At 71.2% G+C, this 14428-nt stretch carries 17 protein-coding genes; 4 read left to right on the top strand and 13 right to left on the bottom strand.

The genetic code is table 11. The annotated features are described in order from the left end of the window. Positions 1-2 precede the first annotated feature (2 nt). A complete protein-coding gene (locus AFL01nite_RS08950) occupies positions 3-917 on the bottom strand; it encodes an AAA family ATPase (protein WP_146827334.1) in 915 nt (304 codons plus the stop codon). A gap of 70 nt (positions 918-987) precedes the next feature. On the opposite strand from AFL01nite_RS08950, the gene AFL01nite_RS08945 reads away from it, so the two are divergent. Next, complete coding sequence (locus AFL01nite_RS08945) at positions 988-1437, top strand: flavodoxin family protein (protein WP_146827333.1); 450 nt, start codon at positions 988-990, stop codon at positions 1435-1437. A 51-nt stretch (positions 1438-1488) separates the two neighbouring features. On the opposite strand, the gene AFL01nite_RS08940 is transcribed toward AFL01nite_RS08945, so the two are convergent. Continuing rightward, positions 1489-2511, bottom strand: coding sequence for a PHP domain-containing protein (locus AFL01nite_RS08940; RefSeq protein ID WP_222593461.1), 1023 nt, complete (start codon positions 2509-2511; stop codon positions 1489-1491). Between the two features lie 22 nt (positions 2512-2533). Next, positions 2534-3133: a LysE/ArgO family amino acid transporter gene (locus tag AFL01nite_RS08935; protein ID WP_222593460.1), complete on the bottom strand. Its 600-nt coding sequence runs from the start codon at positions 3131-3133 to the stop codon at positions 2534-2536. Between the two features lie 79 nt (positions 3134-3212). Here AFL01nite_RS08935 and AFL01nite_RS08930 point away from each other — a divergent pair, with 79 nt between their 5' ends. Next, on the top strand, positions 3213-4052 hold the full coding sequence (locus AFL01nite_RS08930; RefSeq protein WP_246119654.1) for a LysR family transcriptional regulator ArgP: 840 nt from the start codon (positions 3213-3215) through the stop codon (positions 4050-4052). Positions 4053-4064: 12 nt separating this feature from the next. Here the strand turns inward: AFL01nite_RS08930 and era are convergent, their stop codons facing one another. From era to hrcA, 8 genes are read right to left on the bottom strand one after another with little or no spacing between them, the layout of a single operon-like run. After that, positions 4065-4991, bottom strand: a complete 927-nt coding sequence (gene era / locus AFL01nite_RS08925; protein WP_146827331.1) for a GTPase Era — start codon at positions 4989-4991, stop codon at positions 4065-4067. Then, on the bottom strand, positions 4988-5320 hold the full coding sequence (locus tag AFL01nite_RS08920) for a cytidine deaminase-like protein (protein WP_146827330.1): 333 nt from the start codon (positions 5318-5320) through the stop codon (positions 4988-4990). Before AFL01nite_RS08920 ends, era begins: the two co-directional genes overlap by 4 nt. Before the next feature lie 22 nt (positions 5321-5342). Next, complete coding sequence (locus AFL01nite_RS08915) at positions 5343-6626, bottom strand: hemolysin family protein (RefSeq protein ID WP_146827329.1); 1284 nt, start codon at positions 6624-6626, stop codon at positions 5343-5345. A 4-nt stretch (positions 6627-6630) separates the two neighbouring features. Then, positions 6631-7095 (bottom strand): rRNA maturation RNase YbeY, encoded by a 465-nt coding sequence (gene ybeY, locus AFL01nite_RS08910; protein ID WP_146827328.1) that lies wholly within the window; start codon positions 7093-7095, stop codon positions 6631-6633. After that, the gene (locus AFL01nite_RS08905; RefSeq protein ID WP_146827327.1) at positions 7073-8098 is read right to left on the bottom strand and encodes a PhoH family protein; all 1026 of its coding nucleotides are present in this window, start codon (positions 8096-8098) and stop codon (positions 7073-7075) included. The genes ybeY and AFL01nite_RS08905 overlap by 23 nt, the downstream gene beginning before the upstream one ends. Positions 8099-8117: 19 nt before the next feature. After that, the gene (locus AFL01nite_RS08900; RefSeq protein WP_146827326.1) at positions 8118-8462 is read right to left on the bottom strand and encodes an HIT domain-containing protein; all 345 of its coding nucleotides are present in this window, start codon (positions 8460-8462) and stop codon (positions 8118-8120) included. Between the two features lie 23 nt (positions 8463-8485). Then, positions 8486-9637 carry a molecular chaperone DnaJ gene (gene dnaJ / locus AFL01nite_RS08895; RefSeq protein WP_146827325.1) on the bottom strand — a complete coding sequence of 384 codons (1152 nt, stop codon included), beginning with the start codon at positions 9635-9637 and terminating at the stop codon, positions 8486-8488. Positions 9638-9651: 14 nt separating this feature from the next. After that, the gene (gene hrcA / locus AFL01nite_RS08890; RefSeq protein WP_146827324.1) at positions 9652-10668 is read right to left on the bottom strand and encodes a heat-inducible transcriptional repressor HrcA; all 1017 of its coding nucleotides are present in this window, start codon (positions 10666-10668) and stop codon (positions 9652-9654) included. A gap of 113 nt (positions 10669-10781) precedes the next feature. Here hrcA and AFL01nite_RS08885 point away from each other — a divergent pair, with 113 nt between their 5' ends. Beyond that, on the top strand, positions 10782-11210 hold the full coding sequence (locus AFL01nite_RS08885; protein WP_146827323.1) for a hypothetical protein: 429 nt from the start codon (positions 10782-10784) through the stop codon (positions 11208-11210). Further along, complete coding sequence (locus AFL01nite_RS08880; RefSeq protein ID WP_146827322.1) at positions 11203-12036, top strand: DUF3097 domain-containing protein; 834 nt, start codon at positions 11203-11205, stop codon at positions 12034-12036. Before AFL01nite_RS08885 ends, AFL01nite_RS08880 begins: the two co-directional genes overlap by 8 nt. Here AFL01nite_RS08880 and AFL01nite_RS08875 read toward each other — a convergent pair. Beyond that, positions 12023-13264: an arginine deiminase gene (locus AFL01nite_RS08875; protein ID WP_146827321.1), complete on the bottom strand. Its 1242-nt coding sequence runs from the start codon at positions 13262-13264 to the stop codon at positions 12023-12025. The two genes, AFL01nite_RS08880 and AFL01nite_RS08875, sit on opposite strands and share 14 nt — an antisense overlap. A gap of 9 nt (positions 13265-13273) precedes the next feature. After that, a complete protein-coding gene (gene hemW, locus AFL01nite_RS08870) occupies positions 13274-14398 on the bottom strand; it encodes a radical SAM family heme chaperone HemW (protein ID WP_307724459.1) in 1125 nt (374 codons plus the stop codon). Positions 14399-14428 lie beyond the last annotated feature (30 nt).

Genomic DNA, 14428 nt, shown 5'->3' with positions numbered 1-14428 from the left:
GGTCAGACCGGGACCTGGCGCAGCACGTCGGCGACGACCTCGTCGGCCGAACCGCCGCCCCGCAGGGGGACGAGACGATGGGTGAGGACGACCGGCGCCAGCTCGGCGACGTCGTCGGGCAGCACGAACTCGCGGTCGCGGACGGCGGCGAGGGCCTTGGCGGCGCGGACCAGCTGGAGGGTCGCGCGCGGGCTGGCGCCCAGCCGCAGGTCGCCGGACTCACGGGTCGCCCGGGCCAGCGCGACGATGTACCTCTCGACGGACTCCGAGACGTGGACCGCCCGCACGTGGGCGATCATCTGCTGCAGGTCGTCGACCATGACGACGGGCTCGAGCAGCGCCGCGGGATCCTGCAGGTCGCGATCGCGCAGCATCGCCAGCTCGGCGTCGGCATCCGGGTACCCCAGCGAGATCCGGGCCATGAAGCGGTCGCGCTGCGCCTCCGGCAGCAGGTAGGTACCCTCCATCTCGAAGGGGTTCTGCGTGGCCACCACCATGAACGGCGCCGGCAGCGGGTACGTCGTGCCGTCGACCGAGACCTGGCGCTCCTCCATCGCCTCGAGCAGCGCGGACTGCGTCTTCGGCGAGGCACGGTTGATCTCGTCGCCGATCACGATGTTCGCGAAGACGGAGCCGGGCTTGAACTCGAACTGCGACGCCGCCTGGTTGAACACCGAGACGCCGGTGACGTCCGAGGGCAGCAGGTCGGGCGTGAACTGGATGCGGCGCACGGAGCAGTCCACCGAGCGGGCGAGGGCGCGGGCCAGGGCGGTCTTGCCCACGCCGGGGACGTCCTCGATCAGCAGGTGACCCTCGGCCAGGGTCACGACCAGGGCGGTCTCGATGGCGTGCTGCTTGCCGTCGATGACCTTGCCGACGTTGTCGAGAACGGACTGTGCTGCTGCCGCGAAGTCCATGCGCCCGATCCTAGGCACACCGAGCAATTTCGGATACGTGATCACGTGGCCGCGCCGATACGGTGGCGTCATGGCCCGCCTCCTCGTCGTCCACCACAGCCCGACCCCGCGCCTCGCCGAGCTGACGGACGCGGTCCTCGCCGGAGCCGGCGACGAGGCGATCGAGGGCGTCGAGGTCGTGGTGCGGACTGCCTTGGAGGCCACCGTCGACGACGTCCTCGCCGCGGACGGCTACCTCCTCGGCACCAGCGCGAATCTCGGCTACATCTCGGGTGCGCTCAAGCACTTCTTCGACTCGGTCTACAACGAGGTCCGCGAGCCGACGGCCAAGCGGCCGTTCTCCTACTGGATCCGCGGCGGCTACGACACGATCGGCGCCGAGCGCGCGATGGAGTCGATCACGACCGGCCTGCAGTGGTCGCTGGCCGCCCCTCCCTTGGTCTTCACCGGCGACGTCGAGCCGCACCTCGAGGCCGCGACCGAGCTCGGCGGCACACTCGCCGCCCTCCTGATGCGCTGAGTTGCACGTTCCGCACGCGACACGCCGCCGGGAGCGGGCGCAACGTGCAACTCAGCGGGTCAGCCAGGTGCGCAGACGTTCCAGTGGCCAGGTCGTGACGATGCGATCGGGGTCGATGCCTCGCGCGGCGGCCCGGGCGGCACCGTGGTCGAGGAAGTCGAGCTGGCCGGGGGCGTGCGCGTCGGTGTTGATCGCGAACAGGCAGCCCAGCTCGTTCGCCAGGTCGATGAGCTCGTCGGGCGGGTCCTGGCGCTCGGGACGCGAGTTGATCTCGACCGCGACCTGGTGGTCGGCGCACGCGCGGAAGACCTGCTCGGCGTCGAACTGCGACTGACGCCGCGTGCCGCGTCCGCCTTCGACGAGCCGGCCCGTGCAGTGCCCGAGCACGTCCGTGTGGGGGTTCGAGACCGCGGCGACCATGCGACGGGTCATCGACGGTGCGTCCATCGCGAGCTTGGAGTGCACGCTGGCCACCACGACGTCGAGCCGGCCGAGGAGGTCGTCGTCCTGGTCCAGGGTCCCGTCGAGGTGGATGTCGACCTCGATGCCGGTCAGCAACGTCATCCCGTCGAGCCGATCGTTGAGCTCGTCCACGACCTCGAGCTGCACCTCCAGACGCTCGCGGCTGAGGCCGTTGGCGATGGTGAGCCGGGGCGAGTGGTCGGTGAGCGCCTGGTACTCGCGCCCCCGCCACGCCGCCGCGCGTGCCATCTCCTCGATGGGACTGCCGCCGTCGGACCAGTCCGAGTGACTGTGCAGGTCGCCGCGCAGCAGCGCGCGCAGCTCGCCACCGCCCTCGGCCAGCGACTCGGTGTTCCGCTCCCGGAGGTCGGCCAGGTACGCCGGCACCTCGTCGGCGAGCGCCTGCTCGACGACCGTCACCGTGCGGGGACCGAGCCCCTTCATCCGCGCGAGCGCGCCGCTGCCCGCCCGCTCGGCGACCTCCTCGGGCGACAGGTCGGACAGGGCCGCCGCCGCCTTGCGGAAGGCCTCGACCCGGTAGCTGGACGCGCGCTCGCGCTCCAACCAGAACGCGGTCTCGCGCAGCGCCTCGACAGGATCCACGTGTCCCATCCTGCACGCACCGGCACGGGTGTCACCAGACGAGGGACGCGGCGATCACGAACATCACCAGGCCGATCACGAGGTCGACCACCTGCCATGCCCGCGGTCGCGCCAGCAGCGGGGCGAGCCTCGTCGCGCCGAGGCCGAGGCTGGAGAACCACACGACACTGCCGATCGAGGCGCCGGCGGCGAACCACCACCGGTCGACCGACCCGTGGGTCTGGGCGATCGAGCCCAGCAGGATCACGGTGTCGAGGTAGACGTGCGGGTTGAGCCACGTCAGGGCGAGCGCCTGCAGGGCCACCGAGCGACGCAGGCGCACCGTCTGGCCGGCCGTCTCGAGCGTCTCGGGGCGGCGAGCCCGCCGGAGTGAGCCGATGCCGTACCAGACGAGGAACGCCACGCCGAGCCACGTGACGACGTCGATGACCCATCCCGCGCGCTCGACGATCGCTCCGATGCCGACGACCCCGGCGAGGATCAGCACCACGTCGCTGACGGCGCAGATCGCCACCACCAGCCCGACGTGCGCCCGGCGGATCCCTTGACGCAGGACGAAGGCGTTCTGTGCGCCGATGACGACGATGAGGGACAGGCCGGTCAGCATTCCGGTCACGAGGGCGTGCAGCACGCCACCGACGCTAGGCGCGCGACCAGATGAAGTCCAACGAATGATCCTGCAGTTGATGAAGCGATGCTTAACTGGGTCGGTGGACGTCGCCCCCGCGCAGCTCGCCGCCCTCGTCGCGATCGCCGACCACGGCTCCTTCGAGGCCGCCGCCCGTCAGCTGCACGTCACGCCGAGTGCCGTGAGCCAGCGCGTCCGCGCCCTCGAGAGCGCGGTCGGCAAGGTCCTCGTCAGCCGGGGGTCGCCGTGCGTCCCGACCGAGGCCGGTGCCTCGCTCGTCCGGCTCGGACGCCAGCTCGAGCTGGTCTTCGCCGAGGCGCTCGCCGACGGTCCGACCGAGCTCACCCTGGCCGTCAACGCCGACTCGCTCGCCACGTGGTTCCGCCCGGTGCTGACCGAGGTCGCCGCGTGGGGCGAGGTGGCGCTGCGCCTGCGCGTCGAGGACGAGGGCCACAGTCACGATCTGCTGCGTCGCGGCGAGGTCGTCGGCGCCGTCACGAGCGACCCCTCCCCCGTGCAGGGCTGCTCGGTCACTGCGCTCGGCACCATGCGCTACCTGCCCGTCGCGCACCCGGCGCTGGTCGCGCGGCTCGGCGGTCGCCCCGACTGGTCCGCCCTGCCGATGGTCGTGTTCAACGCGAAGGACCGGCTGCAGCACGACGAGCTCCGCCGCCACACCGACCGCGAGCCGCGGGTCGTGCACGAGGTGCCGTCCTCGGACGACTTCCGTGCCGCGATCGAGGCCGGGCTCGGCTGGGGCCTGCTCCCCCACGACCAGGCCTCCGACGGAGTGGATGCCGGGCGCCTGGCACGACTGGGCCGATCGACGACCCGCGTCGCGCTCTACTGGCAGCGCTGGAAGCTCGACTCGCCCCTGCTCGACCGGCTCAGCGAGCAGCTGCTGACGCACGCTCCGCGCTGATCCGGCGGCGAGTCAGAAGCCGAGCTTACGCAGCTGCTTCGGGTCGCGCTGCCAGTCCTTAGCCACCTTGACGTGCAGGTCGAGGTGCACCGGCGTGCCCAGCAGCCGCTCGATCTGGCCGCGGGAGTCGATGCCGATCTGCTTGAGCCGGGCACCCTTCTTGCCGATGATGATGCCCTTCTGGCTGTCGCGCTCGACATAGACGTTGGCACGCACGTCCAGCAGGGGGCGGTCCTCCGGCCGGTCCTCGCGCGGCACGATCTCGTCGACGACGACGGCCAGCGAGTGGGGCAGCTCCTCACGGACGTCCTCGAGCGCCGCCTCGCGGATGATCTCCGCGATCAGCGTCTCCTCGGGCTCGTCGGTGAGCTGGCCCTCGGGGTACAGCGGCGGGCCGGGCGGCAGCGTGTCGATCAGCAGCGACGCCAACAGCTCGACCTGGTCGCCGTTGACGGCCGAGACCGGCACGACCTCGCTCCACGTCAGGCCGGCCTCCACGCCGGCAGCGCCGATGTCGCTCAGGTGCTGGATCAACCGATCCGGCGACACCAGGTCGGTCTTCGTCGCGACCGCGATCACCGGCTTCTTGCGCAGCGCCGCGATCTCCTTGATCAGGTAGCGATCGCCCGGCCCGATCTTCTCGTTGGCCGGCAGGCACATGCCGACGGTGTCGACCTCGGCCCAGGTCGTGCGGACCAGGTCGTTGAGCCGCTGGCCCAGCAGCGTGCGCGGCTTGTGCAGCCCCGGCGTGTCCACGAGCACCAGCTGGGCGTCGTCACGGTGGACGAGGCCCCGGATGGCGTGGCGCGTGGTCTGCGGCCGCGAGGAGGTGATGGCGATCTTGCCGCCCACCAGCGCGTTGGTCAGCGTCGACTTGCCGGCGTTGGGACGGCCGACGAAGCAGGCGAAGCCGGAGCGGAACCCCTCGGGCGTGCTCATGTCGTCAGCACCGTGTCGACCGCGCCCTGCGGGTCGGCGACCACCACGGTGACCCCGACGCCGCCGAACTCGATGACCGCGTCCAGGCCGACGGGCACGTCACCCTCGGTGACCAGCGCCGCGGCCTCGAGGCCCTTGGCGCCGGACGACACCGCCATGGCGACCGCGAGGTCGATGGCCGAGATCGTCAGGGTGTCCAGGTGGACCGTCGCGGCGGCGTAGGTGCGACCGTCGAGGTCGCGCACGGCGGCTCCCTGGGCGACACCGAGGCGGGCGCGGGAGGAGCGGGCGAGGGTCACGAGCTTCGCGTCCTCGGGGGGTAGATCCATGCCTTGAATGTACCGGCCGCGCTCAGGCGTCGGCCGTGACGTCCAGCGTCTCCACCCGCGAGACGACCACGCGGCCGATCCGGTTGCGGCGGCCCTGCGGCGCCTGCGCCTCGAGGCGCAGCCCGTCGACCTCGACGACCGACCCGGGGATCGGCACGGTGCCCAGGTGCTTGGCCATCAGGCCGCCGACGGAGTCGACGTCCTCGTCCTCGACGGGGATGCCGAAGAGCTCCTCGAGGTCGTCGACGTCGAAGCGCGCGCTGACCCGCCAGGTGCCGTCGGAGAGCTGCTCGCGCTCGTCGGGCTCGTCGTCGTACTCGTCGGTGATCTCGCCGACGATCTCCTCGAGGATGTCCTCGATGGTCACCAGGCCGGCCGTGCCGCCGAACTCGTCGATGACGATCGCGACGTGGGTGCGCTCGGCCTGCATCTCGCGCAGCAGGTCGTCGGCGTGCTTGGTGTCGGGCACGAACACGACCGGACGGCAGATGGAGTCGACCTTCTCCGTCGTCTCGGCGGCGTGGTTGTCGAAGACGCGCTTCGTGACGTCCTTGAGGTACGCCATGCCGATGACGTCGTCGAGGTTCTCACCGGTGACGGGGATGCGCGAGAAGCCGCTGCGCAGGCCGAGCGACATCGCCTGGCGCAGCGTCTTGTGGTGCTCGATGTAGACCAGGTCGGTGCGCGGCACCATGACCTCGCGCACGATCGTGTCGCCCAGCTCGAACACCGACTGGATCATCTTGGACTCGTCGGACTCGATGACCGACGAGGCCGCCGCCAGGTCGACGAGCTCGCGGACCTCGACCTCGGACGCGAACGGACCTTCGGCGAAGCCGCGGCCGGGCGTGATCGCGTTGCCCAGGAAGATCAGCAGCTTCGGCAGCGGGCCGAGCAGCGTCGTCAGGCCGATCACCGGACCGGCCGAGGCGACCGCGATGCGCTCGGAGTGCTGGCGACCCAGGGTGCGGGGCCCGACGCCGATCGCGACGAACGAGACGACCGACATGATGCCGGCCGCGATCAGCACGTTGTGCCAGTAGCCGGTCACCCGGTCGGCCACGACGGCGGCGACCAGGACGATGCCCGCGGTCTCGGAGATGATGCGCAGCAGCAGCACCGAGTTCAGGAACGGCGCCGGGTCCTCGAGGATGTGCGCGAGCCGCTTGGCGCCGGCGACGCCCTCCTCGGTCAGCTCCTCGGCGCGGGCGCGCGAGAAGGTCGAGATCGCGGCCTCGACGGCCACCAGCAGGCCGGCGAGGAAGACCAGCACGACCGCCAGGACCAGCGCGGCGGAGTCGCTCATCGGCTCACTGCTCCCGCAGCGCCGGGTCGGCCCACTCCAGCAGCAGGCGACCCTGGATGCCGAACATCTCGGCGTGCTCCTCGGGCTCGGCGTGGTCGTACCCGAGCAGGTGCAGGATGCCGTGGACCGTGAGCAGGTTCATCTCGTCGTCGCGCTCGTGGCCGGCGGCCGGGGCCTGCTGTTCGGCCACCTGCGGGCACAGGGCGATGTCGCCCAGGTAGCCCGCCTCGCGCTCGTCGTCGTCCCGGCCGGGCGTCAGCTCGTCCATCGGGAACGACAGGACGTCGGTGGGGCCCTGCTTGCCCATCCACTGCTCGTTGAGCACGGCGATGGTGTCGATGTCGACCAGCCGCAGCGTCATCTCGGTCTGCGGGTGCAGGCGCATGCGCCGCATGACGAAGCGGCACAGCGAGGTGAGGGCGGCGACGTCGACGTCGACGCCGGACTCATTGAGGACGTCGACGGTCATGCGCACCCCCGGCGGCCTCGGAGCGGCTGTCGCGACCGTTCGCCTCGTACTCGTCGTACGCGGCGACGATGCGGCCGACCAGCTTGTGCCGGACGACGTCGTGGCTGGTGAGCCGGCTGAAGTGGACGTCGCGGACCTCGTCGAGGATCTGCTGGACGACCCGCAGGCCGCTGGTGGCGCCGCCGGGCAGGTCGACCTGCGTGACGTCGCCCGTGACGACCATCTTGGAGCCGAAGCCCAGGCGGGTCAGGAACATCTTCATCTGCTCGGCCGTGGTGTTCTGCGCCTCGTCGAGGATGATGAACGCGTCGTTGAGCGTGCGACCGCGCATGTAGGCCAGCGGCGCGACCTCGATGACGCCCGAGGTCAGCAGCTTCGGGATCGAGTCCGGGTCGAGCATGTCGTGGAGCGCGTCGTACAGCGGGCGCAGGTACGGGTCGATCTTCTCGCTGAGCGTGCCCGGCAGGTAGCCCAGCCGCTCGCCGGCCTCGACCGCCGGCCGGGTCAGGATGATGCGCGTGACCTCCTTGGCCTGCAGCGCCTGCACGGCCTTGGCCATCGCGAGGTAGGTCTTGCCGGTGCCGGCCGGGCCGATGCCGAAGACGATCGTGTGCTCGTCGATCGCGTCGACGTACTTCTTCTGGTTGAGCGTCTTGGGGCGGATCGTGCGGCCCCGGCTCGAGAGGATGTTGAGGCTCAGCACGTCGGCCGGGCGCTCCTGCGTCTCGGTGCGCAGCATGCCGATGCTGCGGTCGACGGTCTCGGCGTTGAGGGCCTGACCGGTGCGCAGGATCGTGACCAGCTCATCGAGGAGCCGCTCGACCAACGCGGCCTCGGCGGGCGGGCCGGTGAGGGTGACCTCGTTGCCGCGCGCGTGGATCTTCGCGTCGAACGCGGACTCCATCAGGCGCAGGAACTCGTCGGCGGGCCCGAACAGCGAGACCAAGGGGACGGAAGCGGGGATCGTGACCGTGTGCCGGGTCTCGGGAGTGTCGTCAGTCATACCCCTCCAGTCTACTGGCTCAGGCGAGGAAGAGCTTGGACACGTCGACGCCGGCCAGCACGTGCACGTGCGCGTGGAAGACCGTCTGGCCCGCCTCGGCGCCGGTGTTGAAGACCAGGTTGTAGTCCTCGTAGCCCTCCTGCGACGCCACCACGCGGGTCTGCGCGAGCAGCTCGGCGGCGATCGCCGGCTCGGCCGACGCCAGCGCGGCCGCGTCGGGCTCGTGCACCTTCGGCACGACGAGCACGTGCACGGGCGCCTTCGGGTTGATGTCCCGGAAGGCGATCGTGTGCTCGGACTCGGCGACGACGTCGGCCGGGATCTCGCCCGCGATGATCTTGCAGAAGATGCAGTCAGCAGCCATGCGCCGACTCTAGCGAGTCCGGGTCACTTGAAGACGTCGCGCAGCCGACCGAAGACGCCGCCGCGGGAGTTGTGGCCGACGACGGGGTCGACGTGCTCCTCACCCCGGGACGCCGCCAGCTTCTCCAGCAGTTCACGCTGCTCGTCGTCCAGGTCGCGCGGGGTCTCGACGACGACCTGCACGGTGAGGTCGCCACGGCCGGCGCCACGCAGGCGCGGGACGCCGAAGCCGCGCGCCACGATCGTCTCGCCGGACTGCGTGCCCGGGGGCACGTCGATCGGGACCGACCGCTCCAGGTCGGGCAGGTCCTCGCGGTCGGCGTCGAGCGTGGGCAGGTCGATGCGGGTGCCCAGCGCGGCCGCCGTCATCGGCACCGTGACCTGGCAGGCCAGCTGGTCGCCCTGACGCGTGAACACCGCGTGGCGGGCCACCTTGATCTCGATGTAGAGGTCGCCGGCCGGACCGCCGCCGGCCCCGACCTCGCCCTCGCCCGCGAGCTGGATCCGGTTGCCGTCGTCGACGCCGGCAGGCACGTTGACCTGGAGGCTGCGGCGCGAGCGGACCCGGCCGTCGCCGTTGCACTCGCGGCACGGGTCGGGGATGACGGTGCCGTAGCCGTGGCACGTGGGACACGGGCGCGAGGTGCGGATGTCGCCCAGCAGCGACCGCTGGACGTGGTGCACGTTGCCGTGACCGTGGCAGGTGCCGCAGGTGACCGGCTCGGAGCCCTCGTTGGCGCCGGTGCCGTCGCAGACCTCGCAGGTGACGGCGGTGTCGACCTTGATCTCGCGGCTGACGCCGAACGCCGCCTCGGCGAGGCTGATCGACAGCCGCAGCAGGGCGTCCTGGCCACGCTGCGTGCGCGGGCGCGGGCCGCGCGACTGCTGCGTCTGGCCGAAGAACGCGTCCATGATGTCGTCGAAGCTGAAGCCCTGGCCGAAGCCACCGCCCATACCGCCGCCCGCGGACAGCGGGTCGCCGCCGCGGTCGTAGACGGCCCGCTTCTGGGCATCGGACAGCACCTCGTAGGCGGTCGTGACCTCCTTGAAGCGCTCGGAGGCGTCGGGGGCGTCGTTGACGTCCGGGTGCAGCTGGCGCGCCAGTCGGCGGTAGGCCTTCTTCAGCTCCTCGGGAGTGGCCTCGCGGGACACGCCCAGCAGTTCGTAGTAGTCCAAGATCTCTTTCGCTTTCAGCCGTCGGCGAGGATTCGCCCGACGTAACGAGCGACGGCGCCGACGGCGGCCATCGTGGCGGGATAGTCCATGCGGGTCGGTCCCATCGTCCCCAACTGGGCGAAGGACTCGCCGTCGGGACCGTAGTTGCTGGCGACGACGGCCGTGCCCGAGAGGTCGTCACGCCCGGTCTCGCGGCCGATCCGCACGTGCGGGCCGGAGGTGGCCTCGCCCAGCAGGTGGAGCAGGACGACCTGCTCCTCCATCGCCTCGAGCACCGGACGGATCGCGGTGTCGAAGTCGGCCCCGAAGCGGGCCAGGTTGGCGGTGCCGCCGACGGCGACCCGCTCGTCGGACCGCTCATTGGAGAACGTGTTCGCCAACGTGGTGACGATCGCGCTGACGACCGGGCGGTCGTCGAGCTCGAACGTCTCGATCAGCTCGGCCAGCCGCAGCGAGGCCTCGGGCAGCCGCTGCCCCAGCGTGGCGCGGACGATCCGGGACTTCAGGTCGCCGAGCAGCTGCTCGCCGGGCGTCTGCGTCAGCTCGACGATCCTCTGCTCGACGCGGCCGCTGCTGGTGATGACGACGACGAGGACGCGCGAGCCCTCGAGGCCGACGAGCTCGACGTGACGCACCGTCGATCGGGTGAGTGAGGGGTACTGCACGATCGCGACCTGGTTGGTCAGCTGGGCCAGGATCTTGACGCTGCGCATCACGATGTCGTCGACGTCGATGGCACCCGAGAGGAACGTCTCGATCGCCCGGCGCTCGGCGACCGAGAGCGCCTTCACCTCGGCCAGGCGGTCGACGAACATCCGGTAGCCCTTGTCGGTGGGGATGCGGCCGGCGCTGGTGTGCGGCGCCGACAGGTATCCCTCGTCCTCGAGGGCGGCCATGTCGTTGCGGATCGTCGCCGACGAGACGCCCAGCCGGTGCCGCTCGACGAGCGCCTTCGACCCCACGGGCTCCTGGGTCGCGACATAGTCCTCGACGATCGCGCGCAGGACGTTGAGACGGCGGTCCTCGATCACGCTGTCACCTCCACGCACTTGGCACTCGACACGGTCCAGTGCCAAGTCTAGCGGCGGTGTGGAGGGCGGTGCGCCTGCGCGAACGCCCCCGGCGGACATGGCAACCTGTCCGGGTGAGCGAGGTGTCCATACGCGACGACGGGACGATCGAGGTCGTCGACGGTGAGCAGGTCCTGGTCTACACCCCCTACGCCGTCACGGCCCCCGACGGCACGACCGTCGCGCACGAGTCGCGCGGCGGGCAGATGGCGGCCGTGTGGGCCGGTGCGGTCGGCGAGGCGTTCGTCGAGGTCTCGCACCTGGGCCACGGCCCCGAGGGCGGCGAGCTCGTGATGGTCGTGACGCGACCCGGCCACTCCCCCGACGTCGCCCTGGGCGCCCTCGTCACCGACGACATCCCCGCCACGGTCCCCGACTCCTGGCCGGCGGCGGTCGATCTGGCGATCGGCCTCATCGTCGACACGACCCTCGACAGCGGCACCAAGGACGACGTCGAGGCGTTCCACCAGCGACTCCTGGGCGTGTGGTTCGGCCATGGCTGACCGATACGGCTCCGACGTCCTGTCCGGCGACTGGCGCAAGCCGAGGAACGGTCGCTCGACCGAGCTGGCCGCCGACCCCGGCCTCGTCGTCGAGGAGGCCTCCACGGGCTTCGTCGGCGAGATCATGCGCGTCGAGCGCGACCTCGGCACCCTCGAGCTCGAGGACCGCCGGCTCAGGCGCAAGGTCTTCCCGCTCGGCCCCGGCTTCCTCATGGAGGGCAAGCCCGTCGTGCTCGTGGCCCCCACGCCGAAGGGGCCTGCGGCACCGACCCGCACGGCCTCCGGCTCACGCCGGGTCGCCGACGCGCGTGCCAAGGTGGCGTTGCCCAGCCGCATCTACGTCGAGGGCCGTCACGACGCCGAGCTGGTCGAGAAGGTGTGGGGCGACGACCTGCGCGCCGAGGGCGTCGCGGTCGAGTACCTCAACGGCATCGACGACCTCGCCGCCATCGTGCGCGACTTCTCCCCCGGGCCCGACCGCCGGCTCGGCGTGCTGGTCGACCACCTGGTCAAGGGCTCGAAGGAGCAGCGCCTCGCCGACGAGGTGGCCCACGTGCCGCACCTGCTGGTCGTCGGCCACCCCTACGTCGACGTGTGGCAGTCGATCAAGCCGCAGCGCCTCGGGATGGACGCGTGGCCCACGATCCCGCGCAGCATCGAGTGGAAGCGCGGCATCTGCGCCCACCTCGGCTGGCCGCACGAGAGCCAGGCCGACATCGCCCGCGCCTGGAAGGCGATCCTGGGCCGCGTCGACTCCTGGACCGACCTCGAGCCGGCGTTCCTGGGCCGGGTCGAGGAACTGATCGACTTCGTCACGGCTCCCTGATCAGCGGGCACGTCATGCAGTGGCCGCCGCCGCGGCCGCGGCCCAGCTCGGCGCCGACGATCTCGATGACCTCGATGCCGGCCTTGCGCAGCAGCGAGTTGGAGTGCGTGTTGCGGTCGTAGGCCACCACGACGCCCGGCTCGAGCGCGACGAGGTTGTTGCCGCTGTCCCACTGCTGGCGCTCGGTGTCGTACTCGGTGCCGCCGGTCTCGACGACCTGGAACGTGCCCACGCCCATCGCCTGCGCGACGACGTCGAGGAACGAGGTGTCGGCGTGGTCGATCACGTCGATCCCGGACGGACCGTCGCCGGGCAGGATCGTGAAGGCGTGGATCGTGTTCACGATCTCGGGATAGATCGTGACGACGTCGCGGTCGGCGAACGTGAAGACGGTGTCGAGGTGCATGGCCGCGCGCAGCTTCGGCATCCCGGCGACGATGACCTGCTCGGCGGCACCCTGGTCGAACAGCGCCTTGGCCAGCTGGGTGATGCCCTGACGCGACGACCGCTCGCTCATGCCGAGCAGCACGACGCCGTTGCCCGGCACCATCACGTCGCCGCCCTCGACCGTGGCGGTGCCCCAGTTCAGCTCCGGGTCGCCCCACCAGACGGTCGACCCCACGAAGTCCGGGTGGAACTCGTAGACGGCCTTCATCAGCAGCGTCTCGTCCTTGCGCGCGGCCCAGTACAGCGGGTTGAGCGTGAGCCCGCCGTGCACCCAGCACGTCGTGTCGCGCGTGTAGAGCGTGTTGGGCAGCGGCGGCATGAGGTACTCGTGGCCGCCGTGCGCCTCGCGGACGAGCGCGCGGTAGCCCGGCGAGAGCTCGCGCGGCAGATCGCGTGTGGACAGGCCGCCGATCAGGAACCGGGCCAGCTCGTCGGCCGGCAGCTCGTCGAGGTACGACCGGGTCTCCTCGACCAGCCCGACGCCCACCTCGTTCGGGACGATCTTCCGGTCGAGCAGCCAGGAGCGGGCGGTCGTGTCGGCCATCGTCTGCGCGAGCACCTCGTGCAGCTCGGCGACCTCGATCCCTCGTCCGCGCATCATCTCGACGAAGTCGTGGTGGTCGCGCTGCGAGCGCTCCACCCACAGGACGTCGTCGAACAGCAGGTCGTCGCAGTTGGAGGGGGTCAGCCGCTCGTGGGCCAGGCCCGGCGCACACACCAGGACCTTGCGCAGCCGGCCGACCTCGGAGTGCACGCCGTAGGCGTCGGACGGCCGGGTCATGCGTCGAAACTAGCGCAGGTCGCCGCCGACGGCCTCCAGCACGACGCGGTCGGCCATGAGGCGTCCGGTGCGGGTCAGCACCATCTTGTCGCCCACCGGATCAAGCCAGCCGGCGGCCACGAGACGGTCGACGTCGTCGCCGAGCAGGGAGGTCTCGATCCCCTCGGCCAGCCGGATGCGCAGCATGACGTCCTCGAGGTGTCGCGCCTCCGCGTCGGGGCGCTCGCCGTCGGCCCGCGGCGAGTCGCCCGCGGTCAGCCGCTGGGCGTACGCCGCCGGGTGCTTGACGTTCCACCAGCGCTCGCCGTCGACGAACGAGTGCGCACCCGGCCCGACGCCCCACCACTCGCCGCCGTTCCAGTAGCCGATGTTGTGGTGACACCGCGCGGCGTCGTCCCTGGCCCAGTTCGACAGCTCGTACCAACGCAGGCCGGCGGCCTCCATCAGGTCGTCGGCCAGCAGGTACTTGTCGGCGGTCTCGTCGTCGTCGGGCATGACGACCTCGCCCCGGCGGACCTTGCGCGCGAACGCGGTGCCGTCCTCGACGATCAGGGCGTACGCGCTGATGTGGTCGGGCTCCATCGACAGGGCGGTCTCCACCGAGTGACGCCAGTCGGCCATCGACTCGCCCGGCGAGCCGTAGATCAGGTCGAGGCTGACCTGCTCGAAGCCGGCGTCTCGTGCCCACGCGACGGCCTGCGGGACCCGCTCGGGATCGTGCGTGCGGTCGAGCACCGACAGGACGTGCGGCACCGCCGACTGCATGCCGAACGAGATGCGGGTGAACCCGCCCTCACGCAGCTCGGCCAGGGACTGCGGGGAGACGCTGTCGGGATTGGCCTCGGTGGTGACCTCGGCGCCGGGTGCCAGACCGAGCCGGCGGTCGACCGCCTGCAGGAAGCGCACCAGGTCGGCCGCGGGCACCTGCGACGGCGTGCCGCCGCCGACGAAGACGGTGTCGACCGTGCGCTCGGGCACCTGCGCGAGCTCGGCGAGGGCCGCCTCGATGTAGGTCGACCGCGAGGCACCGATCACGTCGGGACCGCCGAGCTCGTCGGCGGTGTACGTGTTGAAGTCGCAGTAGCCGCACCGCACGGAGCAGAACGGCACGTGCAGGTAGATGCCGAACGCCACCTCCCCAGCGTACGTGCCGGGGAGATGGCG

The organism is Aeromicrobium flavum (assembly GCF_007992115.1).
GTDB classification, from domain to species: domain Bacteria; phylum Actinomycetota; class Actinomycetes; order Propionibacteriales; family Nocardioidaceae; genus Aeromicrobium; species Aeromicrobium flavum.
Note: the sequence above shows the minus strand (reverse complement) of the source record. Positions and strands in the feature narration are given on the sequence as shown.